The sequence below is a fragment of the Pseudoalteromonas sp. genome, from assembly GCF_036960685.1.
Lineage (GTDB): Bacteria > Pseudomonadota > Gammaproteobacteria > Enterobacterales > Alteromonadaceae > Pseudoalteromonas.
This window is the reverse complement of record NZ_JBALXK010000036.1, coordinates 1-18837: the sequence shown is the minus strand read 5'-3', so window position 1 is coordinate 18837 and position 18837 is coordinate 1. Positions and strand designations below refer to the sequence as shown.

Annotated in this window: 10 protein-coding genes; 9 read left to right on the top strand and 1 reads right to left on the bottom strand. The window is 39.9% G+C overall.

Annotated features, from left to right (window positions below; genetic code table 11):
* Positions 1-164: 164 nt before the first annotated feature.
* Positions 165-923 (bottom strand): rhamnogalacturonan acetylesterase, encoded by a 759-nt coding sequence (locus V7783_RS19975; protein ID WP_335680231.1) that lies wholly within the window; start codon positions 921-923, stop codon positions 165-167.
* Between the two features lie 676 nt (positions 924-1599).
* On the opposite strand from V7783_RS19975, the gene V7783_RS19970 reads away from it, so the two are divergent.
* From V7783_RS19970 to V7783_RS19930, 9 genes are all read left to right on the top strand, one after another.
* The gene (locus tag V7783_RS19970) at positions 1600-4314 is read left to right on the top strand and encodes a TonB-dependent receptor (protein WP_335680230.1); all 2715 of its coding nucleotides are present in this window, start codon (positions 1600-1602) and stop codon (positions 4312-4314) included.
* Between the two features lie 626 nt (positions 4315-4940).
* Positions 4941-7964, top strand: coding sequence for a TonB-dependent receptor (locus V7783_RS19965; protein WP_335680229.1), 3024 nt, complete (start codon positions 4941-4943; stop codon positions 7962-7964).
* 227 nt (positions 7965-8191) lie between these two features.
* Positions 8192-10012, top strand: a complete 1821-nt coding sequence (locus tag V7783_RS19960; RefSeq protein WP_335680228.1) for a rhamnogalacturonan acetylesterase — start codon at positions 8192-8194, stop codon at positions 10010-10012.
* A gap of 270 nt (positions 10013-10282) precedes the next feature.
* The gene (locus V7783_RS19955) at positions 10283-11755 is read left to right on the top strand and encodes a glycoside hydrolase family 28 protein (protein ID WP_335680227.1); all 1473 of its coding nucleotides are present in this window, start codon (positions 10283-10285) and stop codon (positions 11753-11755) included.
* Between the two features lie 13 nt (positions 11756-11768).
* Positions 11769-12392, top strand: a complete 624-nt coding sequence (gene eda / locus V7783_RS19950; RefSeq protein WP_335680226.1) for a bifunctional 4-hydroxy-2-oxoglutarate aldolase/2-dehydro-3-deoxy-phosphogluconate aldolase — start codon at positions 11769-11771, stop codon at positions 12390-12392.
* A gap of 91 nt (positions 12393-12483) precedes the next feature.
* Positions 12484-13932 carry a glucuronate isomerase gene (gene uxaC, locus V7783_RS19945; RefSeq protein WP_335680225.1) on the top strand — a complete coding sequence of 483 codons (1449 nt, stop codon included), beginning with the start codon at positions 12484-12486 and terminating at the stop codon, positions 13930-13932.
* 49 nt (positions 13933-13981) lie between these two features.
* Positions 13982-16531: a glycoside hydrolase family 88 protein gene (locus V7783_RS19940; RefSeq protein WP_335680224.1), complete on the top strand. Its 2550-nt coding sequence runs from the start codon at positions 13982-13984 to the stop codon at positions 16529-16531.
* A gap of 109 nt (positions 16532-16640) precedes the next feature.
* The gene (locus V7783_RS19935) at positions 16641-17852 is read left to right on the top strand and encodes a glycoside hydrolase family 88/105 protein (protein ID WP_442961399.1); all 1212 of its coding nucleotides are present in this window, start codon (positions 16641-16643) and stop codon (positions 17850-17852) included.
* 3 nt (positions 17853-17855) lie between these two features.
* A partial coding sequence (locus V7783_RS19930) for a glycoside hydrolase 43 family protein (RefSeq protein ID WP_335680222.1) occupies positions 17856-18837 on the top strand: 982 nt, incomplete at its 3' end.

Genomic DNA, 18837 nt, shown 5'->3' with positions numbered 1-18837 from the left:
GGGCACAATTCAATGCTAGATTCAGCTAATAGAAGAATATGTTATACGAAATTGATTGGCTATAAATAGAGATTGTTAATAAAGGCTATAAATAAGTCGCAAAGAAACAAAAATGCCACCAGTTCACTAAGCGTAAATGGTGGCTAAAGTTTAAGGAAAGTTTGTTATCTTAAATGTTTAGGATCTGGAGTACGTAACATATTTACTAATGGGTGATTGAGCTTACGTAGTTCAGCTAAAACCAGTTGCGCAACTTCACGCGCACCAAGATCATTAAAATGGGTATTATCATTTACACCTTTTGGATAATTAGGGTGTGCATTTTCCTCAAGTTGCATAAAACGTAAGCGGGAGTTGAGCTCACCAAGGCTTTGAAAGTACTGCTGGGTTACCCGATCCATATCAATGAAATCAACGCCACTTTGCGCTGCTACTTCACGAACTAAGTCAGAGTAAATTGGGTGAGTTTCTTTAATATTACCAGCTTCGTCAAAATAACGTCTTGTTACTGGTGTCATTAATATTGCTTTGGCTTTTTTAGCGCGTACATCAGCAATAAAATTCAGCAAATTTTGTTTATATTGCTGTGGAGGCGTATAGCGATCGCCTTTTTCTTTTGACTGGTCATTATGGCCAAACTGGATTATAACGTAATCATCTGCTTTTACGTCTGTTGTGATCTGTTGCCATAGCCCTTCTTTAATAAAAGTCCCTGTGCTACGGCCATTTTTAGCTAAATTAATCACACTCACTGATTCATTGAAAAAGATACTAAACGGCATTCCCCAGCCAGTTTCTGGGTAATCTTTTATTTCTTTAATTGACATGGTTGAATCCCCTGCCATAAAAATCTGTGTTTTATCTGTAGCCGACATACACGAAAAACTCACCATGATAAGTATTGTTATTAATAATTTAGCCATATCTATCGCTCTATTGTGTTTGAATAATTAACGGTTTGCTAGTCATCAGTTATATTTTTTATTGGAAATAAATATCGGTAGAGCTAGCCATTTTTTAAACATAACACCAACCGCCACCGGTGGCAATAACGTTATATAAATCAACGTTAATTAAATTTTAAGCTTTAAGGTCATCTTTTTTTTCATTAATGAATATGTAAAAAATACATTAAATATGTAACTTTTAATGTTTGACATTGTAATTTAGAACAGCTAACTTGAAATTTATGCCACCGGTAGCAAATAAATGAAATAGAATGTAAAGGAAGTTGAAATTTGATTTTTAATGTTTAAATTCAGATATTTAAAGTTATTTTTATTTCATTATTTGAGATTAACGATACGTTGCTGTATCAGCAGAATTTTTATGAAATGGAGAATAAAGAAATTAATCGCGTATTTATTAAAACGCAATTTTGGCTTTAGCAATCATCAAGCTAGTTAAATAAAACGAACTATAAAAGCGAGCAACCAGCGTCATTGTTTAAAGGAATACTATTGGCCTTTATGGTGCAGCTATACGGCAGGAGCTAGCAATAAATTGATGAATTCAAGCAACCAAAAAATTAGCGTTAAAAATAAAAACAGCACTGACATTAACAGAACAACATGACTGTAATATCGAGGAACACACACAATGAAGACAGCAAATAAATTCGCTTTAAAGCCCCTCAATTGCCTGATCAGCGCACTACTGTTGGGCACGACCTCTTATGCAATGGCGGCTGATGAACAAGAAAATGCAACAACTAAAGCCGAAACTGACATTGAGTTAATTCAAGTAACCGGTTTTAGATCATCGCTAAACAAATCTCTCGCTACTAAGCGTTTTGAAGTAAATACCACGGAATCTATTGCTGCCGAAGATATTGGTAAGTTTCCTGATCTGAATATAGCTGAATCATTACAGCGTATTCCCGGTGTTGCTATTTCCCGCGAAGGTGGCGAAGGACGCCAAATTACCTTACGTGGTTTAGGTCCTGCATTTACACGTACGACTTTAAACGGTATGGAAGTGCCCGCAAGTACTGATGGCACAGATTCTGGCGGTGGTGTAAATGGTGGTCGTGCTTTTGACTTTAATATATTTGCTTCTGAATTATTTAATCGTGTTGATATTCAAAAAACGCCAACCGCTGCTACCGAAGAAGGCGGCATTGCCGGTACTGTTGATATGTATTCTGCACGGCCTTTTGATTCAACCGGTTTTCATGTTGCAGCATCCGCGCAAGCAGGTTACAACGACTTAACCGAAGAAGTAGATCCGCGTATGGTATTTATGATCAGTAACACATTTGCTGATGATACTATTGGCGCTTTATTTTCTGTGGCCAAATCTGAACGAACCGTCCGCCAAGAAGGTTTTGGTACTGTGCGTTGGACAACGCCGGTACTTGATGGTGGCGGTATATACGCAGATACTTCTAATACTGAAGTAATTGGCACACCCAACACCGGTAATTGTGAATTTGAAGGGCAAAGCGTTGATCCAGTAAACTGTTTATATACCCCTCGCCTGCCTCGTCCTGATTTTTTTGGTAATGAACAAGACCGCTTAGGTTTTACCGGATCTTTACAATATGCCCCAAATGATGATCTCGTTATTACCTTAGATACATTACATTCGACACTCGATAATGACCGTACCATGTACAACTTTTTCGAGATGTTTAGAAATACATTCAGCGAAATTACCCCTGAATCAATTACAGTTGCTGATAACGGTAAACAAATCCAAGCAGCGACATTTAATGGTGTAAAATCTCGCGTAGAAAGCCGTCAACAGATTTCAAAAACAAAGTTCCAACAATATGTCCTCTCAGGCAAGTATCATTTATCTGACTACCTAACCTTAGATGCCATGGTCGGTACAGCTGAATCTGATGCCCGCTCTGAGCAATATCGTTATAACATGACGAACAATACGCCACATAGAGTGTCGATGGATTTTGGTACCGCAAATAATACTGCCGTTATGGATTATGATTACGACACCTTAGATGCAACTTCATTTGATTTAGCGGATGGCCGCTTACGTGCCACCGATGTATTAAGAGAAAACGATACAGCGAAGGTTGATTTGTCATATCAAATGGACATGATGAATATAAAAGGCGGTATTGCTTATAATGATAGAACTGTTAGCTATGATGAATCCCAAATAAATGGCTTACCTGATCAAGACTCCGCAGCTGGATTTTCTCAACTTATGCCATATGATGATTTTGGCACAGGTTACGATGGTACATTATCGCCGTTTCTAGTCGCTGATTTTGATGCCATAAATTCACAATTGTTAGTAAAAGAATGGATACCGCGCAGCGCACAGAGCTGGAAAGTTGAAGAAGAAACCATGGCAGCGTATATCGAGACCAATTTTGAATATGAAATTTCTGATATGTTGTTACGTACCAATGCAGGTGTGCGTTATGTTAAAACTGAAACAACATCAACAGGTTTCATTCAAACAGATCCGGTTACTATCGAAAATAGCTATGATAACGTGTTGCCAGTACTGAATTTAGCCCTTGATGCAACAGACGATGTGATTGTAAGGCTCGGTTTGTCTAAAACCATGACACGGCCAAGTTTAAGCTCGCTTAATCCCGGCAATCCTTCGTTTTCTTATTTAAATGGCACTGTGAGTGCAGGTAACCCATTTTTAGACCCATTTACCTCTACCAATACAGACTTTGGTGTTGAATGGTATTTTGAGGAAGAGTCATTACTTGCAGCAACCGTGTTTTATAAAGACATAGGCTCGTTTATAACCAGTGACACTGAAGAAAAGTTAGTCGACCCAGCCTATTTACCCTTTATAGATAATGATCCGCAGTATGACCCGTCTAGTGCATTAGATCCACGCACTACCCCATACACTCATTATGTACCGGTTAATGGCGATGGTACCGTTATTAAAGGGCTTGAGCTTATTTACCAACAACCTTTTTCATTCTTACCTGGGTTCTTGAAAAATACCGGCCTTGTGTCTAACTATACCTATGTTTCTGCAGGAGAAATTACAGGTCTGTCTGAAAATTCATATAACTTCACCTTGTATTATGAAGTAGAAGACTATGGCATACGTGCCTCAATGAATACTCGTGATAACTATATTACTGATTACACAGGTAACAATGGTAACGCAGAAGAAGCAACAACAGGACCAACGCACTTCGATCTATCGGCGTTTTATAACATCAATGAGAATGTCACTATGACATTTGAAGCAATAAATCTCACAGATGAATATGAACGCCTTTATACCACAGGCGATGGTACGTTAGATTTACCGCGTGAATATAACCATACCGGCCGCCAGTTCTTCTTGGGTATCCGCTATAACCTATAAAACTCTTTTCAGTGCTAATTCCCCCTAAGGTTAACAGCTTAATCACTTTATTTGATTAAGCTGTTTTTTATCTGCTAAATTGCTGTCGATTGCGCAAAAGTAACTACCGCTGCGATCGTCCCTTTCCTTATTATGCTACTTTAGTCTAATGACAAGCTTCTGTTTATAATGAATAAAATAAAAATTTAATGGCAAACTAAGTGTTTCAAATACGCTCAAGTTATCAATCTATTATCAGTGATAATAAAAAATCATTTATTTGCTAAAAAAACAAAAAATATTTTTCTTTTAAACCCTATTTGCCACCGGTGGCAAATAACCAGTTAAATCAATACACTTATCTATCAAGTTGCACCAAACAATGCTTTTAGCTTAGCTAAAAATGTAAAATAAAGGTGATTAATGTTATTTTTTTAGTTTGACATTGACCTAGGAACACTATACTTTTTCACCTGTGCCACCGGTAGCAAAATAATTCATCACTATTTTGCTACTGCTTGCCTCGTTGTTTTTCCCATTATGGATTATGAGCTTAGGTACAATTAGAATCGAGAAACAAGTGCATGACAAAAACCAGATTTTCAGTCATGTTAACTGCATAACAATAAGTAGAATGTGGAACCACTATGACAACCAGCACACACAATTTTAAACTCAACAAATTAATGTCCTATTTAATTCTAGGTGGTGCATTTAGCAGTGCTATAGCATACGCAGCGCCACAACAAGAAACAAATTCAGACGACCAACTTGAAGTAATCGAAGTTAAAGGTTACCGAGGCAGTATCAATGCTGCGTTGATGTCTAAGCGTGAAGCCGTAGGCACCCGTGAAACCATCATTGCAGAAGACATTGGTAAATTCCCTGATTTAAATGTAGCAGACTCTCTTGCTCGTGTACCAGGCATCTCAATTGAAGAAGATGCCGGTGAAGGCCGTCAAATCACTATTCGTGGCTTAGGTTCTCGTTACGTTAAAACCACAATTAACGGTATGGAATCAGCTTCAGCAGGCGCAGCAACCGATGCTGCTGGTGGATCTAATACGTCACGTGCATTTGATTTTAATGTATTCGCATCTGAACTTTTTACGCAAATTGATATTAACAAAACAGTATCCGCAGAACTTGAAGACGGTGGTATTTCTGGTAATGTTAATTTACAAACAGCCCGCCCTTTTCAATATGATGGCTTTAAAGGCGCTTACAATGTAAATGCTCGTTACAGTGATGTTGATGAAGATGTCTCACCTCGCGCTTCGTTTATGCTTAGCAATAACTGGGATAATAAATTTGGTGTTCTTGCATCTGTTGCATACAGCGATGGGACAGTACAAAGTGAAGGCTCATCAACTGGACGTTGGACTGTAAACAACCCCAGCTTTGTTGATGATGGTTTACCGGTTGGTCAAGGTGGTTCAAATTACCTTACTGTTGCACCAAAAACGTTATTAATGCCAAATGGTAATTACACCAACGAAAATTTAGATGGTTTATATTTACCACGCATCCCACGTTATTCTTTGTATTCAAAACAGCAAAAACGTCTTGGTGCTACACTCGCTCTACAATACGCCCCAACGGATGATCTTTCTTTCAACTTAGATGTGCTGCATGCAGAGCTTGATAACAACATGCAAGAGTATCACTACGAAGTATTGTTACGTGATCAAAAAGACATCGTGCCAGAAAACATTGCAATTGACGCTAATAACACCATCGTTGCCGGGGCTTTATCAAATGCCATTATCCGCTCTGAAGCCCGTAAAGATGAATCATCATCAAAATTTGATCAGGTTAGCTTTACTGGTAATTGGTTTATTAACGACCGCTTTAAAATGAACTTTTTAGTTGGTCAAGGTAAGTCAGATTTAGATATCCCGTATATGACTACTTTTGCACTCGATAGTAATAACTCAACTGTAGCTTATAGTTTTGATAATAATATTGATCCTCTTGAGCTGCTTAATAACCCTGGCGGACAAGCAATTGGCAGTGCTGAATTGAACTCGAATATGCCCTCATTTGCATTTGCTGCAGGCCAAGCACCTGGTGCAACCTACAGTAAAGAGCAAGTCGGTTCACTAATGACAGATCCGAATAATTACACCGCAGGTTTAGTTCGTAACCGTTCACAAACTATAGAAAGTGAAAACAAAACAATTCGCATAGATTTCGCCTACGAAATAAATGATGAATACACAGTTAAATTTGGTGTAGGCCAACGAAGCTTTGAAACTGAACAACATTATAATTTAAATAACTGGCGAGATATTGATAAAGAAACAAACAAAACATCGGGTGAAAACGCTGAAGAACGTGTGATGTATTTAGATGATGAGTTAATTGCCGGCAGTTTGTTTAATACCACTTTAGACGGTCAAGGTGTTAGCTTTGGTAACAATGCTACAATTCCAGGTACATCAACACTCAATAGTGGTACGTGGCTGGCACCCGATTTTAATGCCATGTATAACGCATTCTCTGGTGAAGATTTTTTTCAAGCAAAAGAAGATTTCAGACGTACCTATTACATCAAAGAAGAAGTGGCTACTGCATTCGTTCAATTAGACTTTAGACAATATATATTTGATAGCGAGTTACGCGGTAATTTTGGTGTTCGCTACGTAGATAATAAAAATACTAGCCGTATTGTAAATTTAGATCATATCTATAAAGACGGTTTTACAGCAGGGCGTGGTGAGGGTGCTAACTATGCAGCAGGCTATGGCTGGCGTGAGTCAGTAAGTAAAGGCGATGAATGGTTGCCTTCATTAAACCTTGCTTACGATATCTCTGAAGATTTAGTTGGCCGCTTTAGTTACTCTCATGCAATTACACGCCCCAAATTATCTGATTTAAGTTCGTCAATTAGTGTTAATACACCAAGTGTTGAAGATCCAGGCGCTACTATCTCTATGGGTGCAGGTCCTTCTCTTCAACCTTATAAAGCTAAACAGTATGATATTGGCTTAGAGTGGTATTTTGCTGAAGAATCACTAATTGCTACATCACTGTTCTTCAAAAACATTTCTGGTTTAACAAAAGAAACTAAAGATGAAGTGCTTAGCGAAGCTGAATTAGCTGCACTAGGGATTGACCTAGGTGAAACAGATCCAAGCACGGTCACCTGGCAAGTAACACAACTTGTAAATACGGATGCTGAAGGAATGTGGGGCGCGGAATTTATTTACCAACAACCATTTTCATTCTTACCAGAGCCATTTAACGGCCTTGGTATACAAACTAACTACACCTATATTGACTATACACGTGACATTGAAGACCCATTCTATGGCACTGCGCTTAACTTAGTCGAAGAGGAAACATCTAAAAATACCTATAATATTACCTTGTATTATCAGGTAGAAGATTGGTCTGCTCGTTTTTCTTATAACTACCGTGGCGGTTATAACAAGCAATACTTAAATGAGTATAAAGATGAGTCAACTTTTGTTCGTGGTTATGATGCAAAAGCAAAACTTAACTTCTCAGCTCGTTATAAGTTAACAGAAAAAATGAGTCTATCATTTGAAGCCGTGAACCTAACGGATGAAAAACAAGATATGTGGAATGATATCTACACGCCACGCCCTTACGAAAACCTGTCATCAGGTCGCCAGTTCTTAGTGGGTTTAAGAGGTACATTCTAACTTAATAAAAGCACAACCTCATTTAACGAGGTTGTGCCTTCTCTCTAATTGTCTCCCCTGCATCATCGATGGTTTTCAGTTGAGGCTGATAGGTTTGATTTTAACAAAACTTTCAGTTTGCCCCTACTCATAAAGATAACAACAAGAAACTGAAAATCTTGCTCACTAAATTTGCTCGACAACTATTTGAGTTAACAGTGCGCTGATAACAATAAGGTATTAGAAACATGAAAATACTTATCAAACAATTATCCATACTTTTAGTATGCTTTTATTTAAGTGCATGCGGAAGTTCATCAGATGACTCTACTATTGTTGATCCAATAGGTACTGACCCTGTAATTACTAACCCAGTGGATCCTGAACCACCTGTTGAACCAGAGCCGCCTGTCGACCCTGAACCGCCTATTGACCCCGAGGACCCAATTGATCAAATTGTTGATATCACCATTCATATGATTGGTGACTCGACTATGACTGAGTACGACCAATCGCGTAAACCACAAGCAGGCTGGGGGGAACAGGTTCCTATGTTCGTGAGTGACAAAGCAACCGTTAGAAATTGGGCCCGTGGTGGCAGAAGTTCTCGTAGTTTTTATTACGAAGATGGTCTTTGGAACTTAGTTAAAGAAACAATAAAAACGGGTGATTACCTAATTATTCAATTTGGTCATAATGATCAAAAATTAGGGGATGCTTATGAAGAATTTGGCACTTATGCATACTGTAGTGATGGCAGTAGCAATGGTGAGGATTGCCTTGATAGCGAACACTCTTATTATCAATTCCTCAAAAAATATATAAAAGAAGCACGTGACTTAGGCGCAGTGCCCATTTTAATGAGCCCTATTGTGCGTAAATATTTTAGCGGCGAAAGTATTAGAAACTCAGGACTACATAATCTTGAATCAGTTAACACAGGAGAGCTTTTTGCCCGTGGTAACTACCCTGAGGCGATGAAGGAAGTCGCGGTATTATTAGACGTTCCTATGGTTGATTTAACCACGCAAACAAAGGCAATAGTTGAAAAGTACGGTGATCAAGCCGCGACTGAATCACTCTACATTTCAGCAGACAGCACTCACCCTCAAGTACTTTTCGCTACTTTAATAGCAAAAGCTGCTATGAAAAGTTTGCAACAGCAAGAGGTCTTAACTGATTATATTATTGAAGCGACTTCTTTTATTTCTAGTCCTGAAACACTGCAATGGAACGATCGTTATATTGGCGTCACTAATGTGAAAACATTAACGTTATCTGCATTTGATTTAAGCCCTAACACGGGTAATTTAGTGGCTACCGCACCTGATGGATTTTTATTAAGTGATGCTCCCGATTCAACTAATTGGACAACAGTATTAACCGTTCCTTATGAAAATGGTGCATTCACTGAAAAAATGTATGTTCAGTTCACTCCTTATTCTGAAAAATCTTTCAATGATAGTATTAGCTTTTTTGCGGGTGGGGTTGATTTAGGCACGGTGAATGTTTCTGGTAACGGTGTTGCTGTTGGTAATGGTATCCCCGCCTATAGCCGTTGGTTTACTGAAGGTGGTGCATTAGCAGCAATAACTGATGGTCCAATTACCGCACAAGACGTAAACGTTATGGGTTTAGATACAGGGTCAGTTAAAACATTTGCTGTTAACGAACAAGATACAGGAGTAGCAAGATTTAGGGTTTATGGTCCTGAGTTGGTCTCTAAAAATGCTGATAAGTATCTAGAGTTTTCACTCACTGCCGCAACTCAAACATTTTCTATCGATACGATTTCGGCATGGATGACTACCAGCGGGGGTTCTACAGTACAAGCAGATATACAATACTCATTTAATAGCGACTTTAGTAACCCTGTATCATTAAATGAGGATCCTATTTCGTTCTCAAAAGACACTATGTTATTCACTGAATATAACGTCACTATACAAGTAATTGCTGAAAACAAACTGTATATACGGATTTATCCATACAATGCCGCTGGTGCAGATACGACCGGTAAATACCTAGCAGTATACGATGTAAAAGTATCCGGGCTTTCTGGTGATTAAGTTAATAAAACTGACTACTGCGACGGCATTTAATAGAAATTAATTCAATAATAAGCTCATTAACTTCACGATGAAGTTAATGAGCTTGAAGTAATCAATCCTATACCCTCTTATTTAATTCGCTTACCTGCGTTTTGCTAAGTATATTTTATAAAATAATAAACTTAACATTATTTTAAAGTTAGTAATAAAACCCCATTGCCACCGGTGGCAATAACTGCTAATGTTAGCTTATTATAATAATTCCAATTTACAGCAGCAGGATACAAGATGAATAATCAACGACGCTATTTTCTCAAAGCATTAGCTTCTAGCACTTTGGTAACAGCAACTTTAATGGGCTGTCAGTCAGCACCTTTACTCAATGTTTTTGAAGCGCCAATTAGCGCAGATGATTGGCAAATGGCTGAACAAATAAAAGCCAACATTGTCGTCCCTACCTTCCCTGCTAAGCAATTTAATATTAAAGACTTTGGCGCTAAAGAAAATGGACAATATGATTGTACGCAAGCAATTAAAGGCGCCATTGAAGCCTGCCACGCACAAGGAGGTGGTCAGGTCTACATTCCAAATGGTACCTACTTGACTGGTGCCATTCATTTACTTTCTAACGTAAATTTACACTTGGCTGATAATGCAATATTAAGTTTCAGTACTGATCCTACTCATTACTTACCCGAGGTATTTACTCGTTGGGAAGGCTTAGAAATGATGGGATACTCACCACTGATTTATGCTTATGAGCAAGAAAACATTGCCATCACAGGTAAAGGAACACTACAAGGTAATGGCGATAACCAAACATGGTGGCCTTGGAAGGGGCCACACAAAGAAGGCCATTGGGATTTAATTAAAGATAGCCAAGGTAAAGTATTGCACCAGCGTGAAGCACGTGATCAGTTGATGGTTGATGCCGAAGCGGGTGTGCCGGTAAGCGAACGTATATACAGTACCGGCGCCTATTTACGCCCCCCTTTTATTCAACCGTATAAATGTAAAAATATTTTAATCCAAGGTGTAACAATTAAAAACTCGCCATTTTGGTTAGTGAATCCGGTTTTATGCCAAAGTGTTACGGTTGATAAGGTTAATTTTTCAAGCCACGGGCCAAACTCTGATGGTTGTGACCCTGAGAGCTGCGATCATGTACATATTAAAAACTGTGTATTTGATACCGGTGATGACTGTATCGCGATTAAATCAGGGCGAAATGCAGACGGAAGACGTGTCGGTATCCCCTCACAAAACATTATTATTGAAAACTGCCATATGAAAGAAGGCCACGGTGGAGTGGTTATTGGTAGCGAAATATCAGGTGGTGTAAACAATGTCTTTGTGCAAAATTGCACTATGGACAGCCCGCATCTAGAGCGCGCTATTCGTATCAAAACTAACTCAGTACGTGGCGGTTTGATCGAGCATATCCGCATTCGTAATGTTGACGTTGGTACTGTTAAAAACGCTGTTGTGATCAACTTCTATTATGAAGAAGGCGATGCAGGACAATTCGATCCGACAGTTCGTGATATTCAAATTGAAAATTTACATTGTAAAAATGTGCTAAGTAAAGCGTTTTATCTTAATGGCTTTGAACGCGCACCAATTAACGATATTCATTTTAAAAACTGCCATTTTGACCAAGTAGGCAGTAAGTCAATCGTAGCTCATGTAAATAATATGAGTTTAGATAATGTCACTTTAAACAAGCAGCCACTGACAATGGCGCAATTACAGCAATCATGATAGGAACCGATGTATGAACGCGTTTTCAACATTATTAGGCACGCAACCAATACTGCCTATAATACAAGCAAATAGTAGTGAAGAAGGTGTCGCTATTGCGACCGCGATGCATAAGGCGGGTATCCAATTAGTGGAAGTTGTGCTGCGCACGCCAGCGTCACTTGACGCATTAATCGCGATTAAAAAAGCACTACCCGATTTATGCGTTGGTGCCGGCACGATTACTGATAAAGCGTTACTTGCAAAAAGTCTTGCCGCAGGCAGTGATTTTATTGTTACGCCTGCTATATCACCACGGTTACTTGATGCTCTTAGCCAATCGTCGGTGCCTGTTGTGCCGGGTGTTTCAAACACCGCAGATATTTTACTTGCTAAAGAATATGGTTTTACTGAGCAAAAATTATTTCCTGCTTCTTTATGTGGTGGCGAGCAGTTTTTAAAAGCAGTAAACAGCGTATTTGCTGATATTCGCTTTTGCCCTACAGGCGGCATTAATGAGCAGAATTTTAAAGACTATTTAGCACTTAGCAATGTGATAGCCGTGGGGGGTACTTGGATTGCACAACCACAATGGGTGCAAAGTAAAGACTATGAAAAAATCACTCAAGCCTGCCTTCAGGTACTAAACAACAACTAATTAACATATTGACTGCCATACGTTGACAGTGTAATTTACCTTTACATGCCACCGGTGGCATAATACAAGCAGAACAGTTAAGGAATCTTCAATGCCGAGCAATATCGAACCTTTAGAGTTGCACCCAGATCGTTTATTTTCAAGCGATCCTAGCGTCGTTGCTATCGCTAGAAAGTTATATGAATCAATTAAAGACTTACCGATTGTTAGCCCACACGGTCACACTGATCCACGTTGGTTTAATGAAAATGAAAACTTCGGCAATGCAACCGAGCTGTTTATAAAACCCGATCACTATGTGTTTAGAATGCTCTACAGTCAAGGTATCCCAATGACTGATTTAGGCGTGCCAGAACATGGTCTGCAAGGCGACATGGCTCGCTCTAGAGCAGCTGAACCTGAAAAAGTATGGCAAATTTTTGCTGATAACTATCACCTATACGCAGGCACACCAAGCGGCTATTGGCTTGATGCTGTATTCTGCGATGTATTTGGTTTTACTGAAAAACTTTGCTCGGAAAATGGTCAGCACTATTATCAAAAAATTACAGCTGCGTTAGCAACACCTGACTTTAAGCCGCATGCACTGATGGACCGCTTTAACATTGAACTGATTGCCACAACCGAAGGTGCTCTAGATCAGTTACCACATCACCGAGCCATTGCAGGCTCTGCAATGGAAAAACGTGTGATCACCACCTTTAGACCGGATGATGTGGTTGATGCTAGCCGCGAAGATTTTATCGACAACGTAATTAAACTTGGTGAAATAACCGACCAAGATACATCAACTTGGCAAGGTTATTTAGCAGCAATTCAAATACGTCGTGATTACTTCCGTATTGAAGGCCGTGCAACGGCAACCGATCATGGCCACCCTACTGCATTAACTGCTGACTTATCACCAGCTGAGTGTGAAGCATTATTTGAAAAATGCCGAACAGGCAATTCATCTGAGCAAGAGCAAGAGTTATTTAGAGGCCAAATGCTTACTGAGCTTGCAGGTATGAGCATTAAAGACGGCTTAGTGATGCAAATTCACCCTGGTGCACATCGTAATCATAACCAAGCGGTATTTGATCAATTTGGCCGAGATAAAGGCTGTGATATTCCAAGCCAAACTGAATACGTTAATGCGTTAAAACCACTATTAAGTAAATACGGGAATCACCCAGATCTTAAAATCATCTTATTTACGTTAGATGAAACTACCTATAGTCGTGAACTTGCGCCACTAGCAGGTCACTACCCTAGCCTTAAATTAGGCCCAGCATGGTGGTTCCATGATAGCCCAGCAGGTATGCTACGTTTTAGACAGCAAACAACTGAAACAGCAGGTTTTTACAATACAGTTGGCTTTAATGACGATACCCGTGCATTTTTATCTATCCCCGCTCGCCATGATGTTGCACGCCGCGTTGACTGCCGTTACTTGGCTGAATTGGTAGCTAATCATCAAATTAGTGAAAGTACTGCGCAGACACTGGCTTATCAACTAACCTATGGGCTAGTGAAAAAAGCATATAATCTCGATAAATAACAATAATAGAGCCACTTAATTTAAGTGGCTCAACCATTGAGGACACACCATGACTTTAAAAACATCACTGTTATCAAAGCGCATTATGATGGGAACAGCTCTAGGCTCTAGCCTTTTACTGGCTGCCTGCCAAGAACAAGCTGACCTTAAAACACCATTGCAAGCAAGTGAGACAAACTCACTCAGTAGCGCACTCGTTGCTAAAGTAGACATTGTTAATCCATCTTCATTTAAGCGCCCTGATGAGCCAATCTATCTTAGCTATTACGATTTAGGCCTTAGCCAAACTGCGGCTTTAACTGTAAAAACAGCGCAGCAAGTGTTACCTAGCCAAGCAGTAGATATTAACTCAGACGGTGAACTTGATGGTGTGTATTTTATTGTCGATTTAAATGATAAACCGATTGAAGTCACCATAACACAGCAAAGTAAACCAGTAATCACAGCACAAACAAAACGTGTTCAAGCTGATCTTGCCCATAAACAAGGTGGTCAATGGCAGCCTCATTCTCGTCCGCCAAAACACCAAGTTGGCACAGGTAAAAAAGAGTATGTAGGCGGTGAATTTAAAAATGTTGATGAGTTAACGCCACCAGATTATTACACCGATCATTCAAATTGGATCCGTTACGAAGGCCCAGGTATTGAGTCAGATAAAGTGGGTTATCGTTTTTACCTTGATTGGCGCAATGGCTTTGACATTTTTGGTAAATTAACCGCAGCCCCCGTGTTACATACTGTTGGCCTTGATGGTTATGACTCTTATCATGACAAACAAGATTGGGGAATGGACATTCTCAAAGTGGGTAAGTCTTTAGGTGCTGGCGGATTTGGTTTGCTGGGTAGTAATGATGAGCTGGAACATGTCGCTGATGTGACCCAACGCACAGCACGGATTATTGAAAATGGTGATTTACGCGCCAGTATTCAAATTGAGTATCAAGGCTGGCAAAACAGTTACCAACAGCAAGATTTAACCGCAAACATTAGTATGCATGGCGGCTCACGTTTAGCACATGTAGAACTGAGCACTGATAAATACTTGTCTAATTTAGTGGCCGGTGTGGTCAAACACCCTGAGACTGAGTTTATTCAAGGTGATCTCGATGCAATGAGTAATTATGGCTACAGTTATATTGCCAGTTGGGGCAATCAAAGTTTAGATAAATCAGCTTTAGGTATGGCGGTTTTCTTTAAAAAAGGTGATGTTATTGACGTACGCCAAGATAAAAATAACTACCTTGCAGTACTAAAACCAAAAGGGCAAAGTACACAACATGCAGATTACTATTTTGCCTCAGTGTGGCAACCTGAAAGTGGTATCAACGATAAAGAAAGCTTTATTGAGTACCTTGATCAACAAGCTGAAAGGTTGACAATTAAACCACGCATTACTTTACACACCACTGTTTCAGCAAAAAAAACGACGCAACCGCTTAATGATAAATTAGCCCTTGAATGGGCCCGCGCCCTTGCCGATTCAGAGCTGAAAAGAAAAGCACTAAGCTACCATGCCAATGGCTGGGATGTTAACCGTAAGCGCAGCCCAAAGTTTGAATACGACATTATCGGTTTACAACCTTATGCCTATTATCAATTGGGGCTGGCAACTGATGAGCAAGCTTATAAGGATGTGATTGCCCAAGTTACTGGCAGCTTTATTGATCAGCAAGGCAAAATCAGCGCCTATAAACAAAGCAATTTTAATATTGATAATATTCCACCCGGTCGCAACCTTATTCAGCTATACCAAGATACCCAGCAGCAACAATACTTATCGGCTGCAAAAGCTTTGCGCGCACAATTACAGTTACAGCCACGTACATCACAAGGCGCATTTTGGCACAAAAACAAATATCAACATCAAGTGTGGCTAGATGGCGTTTATATGGGTATGCCTTTTTTAGCCCAATATGCTAGCTTATTTGAAACGGGCCACCAGCAACAAGAAACCTTCGCTGAGGTGGTAAACGAATTTAAGCTCACTCGTGAAGCACTACGCGATCCAAAAACAGGGTTGTACTATCACGGTTGGGATGAATCTAAACAGCAAACATGGGCGAATAAACAAACTGGTGTTTCCGCAGAGTTTTGGGGCCGTGGTCTGGGTTGGCTCGCTATGGCGGTGGTTGATGTACTCGATTACATCCCAGCAAAAAACACAGAGCAACGCGATACCTTACTCGCCATGGTAAAAGAGTTGGCCACTGATATTGCCAAAGTTCAAGATACTGATACCGGCACATGGTGGCAAGTTTTAGACAAACCAACGTCTTTAGGTAACTACCAAGAGTCAACTGCAACAGCAATGTTCGCTTACTTTTATGCAAAAGCACTTAATAATGGCTATATCGATGCTGATTATCAAGACACCGCGCTTGCAGCGTATCAAGGTTTACTTAACCAATTTACATTAGTACATAGTGATGGCACGGTAAGTATGACTAACCAATGCTATGTTGCAGGCCTTGGCTTTGGCCGTGATGGTAGTTATCACTATTATATGAGCGAGCCGGTCAGCAAAAATGATCCTAAAGGAAATGGTCCCTTCATTCTAGCAAGCCTTGAAGTAGCTAAGCTTCTAGCTGGTAACAACTAACCAGTCATAGAACAGCCTGCCGGTAAGCAAGGTCCAGCGCATTTTTGCTTACCGGCTAACACTCACTTCCCTTCAACAACATCAGCACACTAGCTCATAAGGATTTATGATGCGTATACTTAACACCAATAAAAACAGCGCAAATAAAAATATTTTTTCATTTTTTATCTGCTGCTTACTCTGCTCAATAATGAATGTGTCTGCACAAAATAATAACAACTCACCGAGCTATGCCGTGCAAATGGCTAACTCTGAGATGACTCGTAATCCACAGGCGTACACCATTGATTGGCGCACTGAACCGCGCTGGGACTACACCCATGGCTTAGTGTTACTGTCATTTGCCAAGCTCTATCAGCATCAACCAAAGCAACGCTATTTCAATTACATTAAAGAATATGTAGACGCTTTAGTAATGGAAGATGGCAGTATTAAAACCTACGTAATGAGTAAATATAATCTCGACATGCTCAATGCCGGCAAGTTACTGTTTTTTATGTTTGATGAAACAAAAGACCGTAAATATCGCCTTGCCCTCGATACGCTATATGCACAGTTCAAATTACAACCTCGCACAATTGATGGTGGCTTTTGGCATAAAAAACGCTATACCTCGCAAATGTGGCTTGATGGTTTATATATGGCAGCGCCCTTTTATGCCGAATATATCCGCCGCTTTGGGACAGCAGATCAGTATGATGATGTTATAAAGCAGTTTCAATTAATTGAACAACATACTTATCGCAGTGACACCGCTTTACCTGTACATGGCTGGGATGAGTCAAAACAACAGCGTTGGGCAGATAAAAAAACCGGACAATCACCTAATCATTGGTCGCGCTCTATCGGTTGGTACGCTATGGCAATGGTTGATGTATTAGATCAACTACCGAATGATTACCCTAAAAAAGTGTGGCTATCACAGCGCTTTAATACATTGATTGATAACATGTTAAAACTTCGCTCTGACTCCGGTGTATGGTATCAAGTTACAGATAAAGGTGAATTACGCGGCAATTATTTAGAGTCATCAGGCAGTGCTATGCTCAGCTATGCGATTGCAAGAGGTGTTAATCAAGGTTACTTGTCTGATAGCTACCAAATGATTGCAAAAAATACCTTTAATGCTGTAGTTAGCAACTTTATTAAACGTGAAGCAGATAACACCTTATCAATCCAACAAGTATGTGAAGTAGCAGGACTTGGCGGAAAACCCTATCGAGATGGCAGCTTTGCTTATTACATTAGTGAAAATGTACGTGCGAACGATCCTAAAGCAGTCGGGCCTTTTATTCTTGCTAGTTTAGAAATGGAGAAATAACCGATGCTAAGCAACAAATACTATTTCTATTTAACACTTTTGCTCGTTTGCTTAAGTAGCAGCCTAAGTTATGCAAAAGAGTCGCAATTACTATCGTCAACACACACTCAAAGCCCGTGGCAAGCAGATCTAGGTAATGGCGAATATAAAAACCCAATCTTGCATGCCGATTATTCCGACCCAGATGTGGTTGCTGTTAACGGCGATTATTACATGACAGCATCTAGTTTTAACTCTGCACCTGGCTTGCCTATTTTACACTCTACCGATTTAGTCAACTGGCAGTTAATTAATTATGCATTGCCAATACAGCTGCCACAAGAGCACTTTGCAAAAGTACAACATGGCAACGGCGTATGGGCGCCCACAATCCGTTTTCATGATAATAAATTTTGGATTTTTTACCCTGATCCTGATTTTGGTATTTATGCAACCACAACAGATGATCCTGCTGGAACTTGGTCAACCCCACAGCTTATTTTAGCGGGTAAAGGATTGATCGACCCGGCACCTTTATGGGACGACAATGGTAAAACCTACTTAATACATGCATGGGCAAAAAGTCGTGCAGGCTTTAATAATGTACTCACGCTACGTGAAATGAAAGATGACGCAAGTTGGGTCAGTGATAAATTTACACATATTGTCGATGGTAAAAATCACCCTGGATATCGCACCATTGAAGGTCCTAAATTTTATAAACGTAACGGCTACTACTATATTTTTGCGCCTGCTGGTGGCGTAGATTTAGGCTGGCAATCGGTATTTAGAGCAAAAGAAATTACCGGACCTTATGAAGCCAAAGTTGTCATGGCACAAGGTAATTCAGTGATCAACGGTCCTCATCAAGGTGCGTGGGTTCACACCCAATTTGATGAGGACTGGTTTATTCACTTTCAAAGCAAACAAGCGTATGGCCGTATCACCCATTTACAACCGATGCACTGGGACAATGATTGGCCAATCAAAGGTATAGATAAAAATG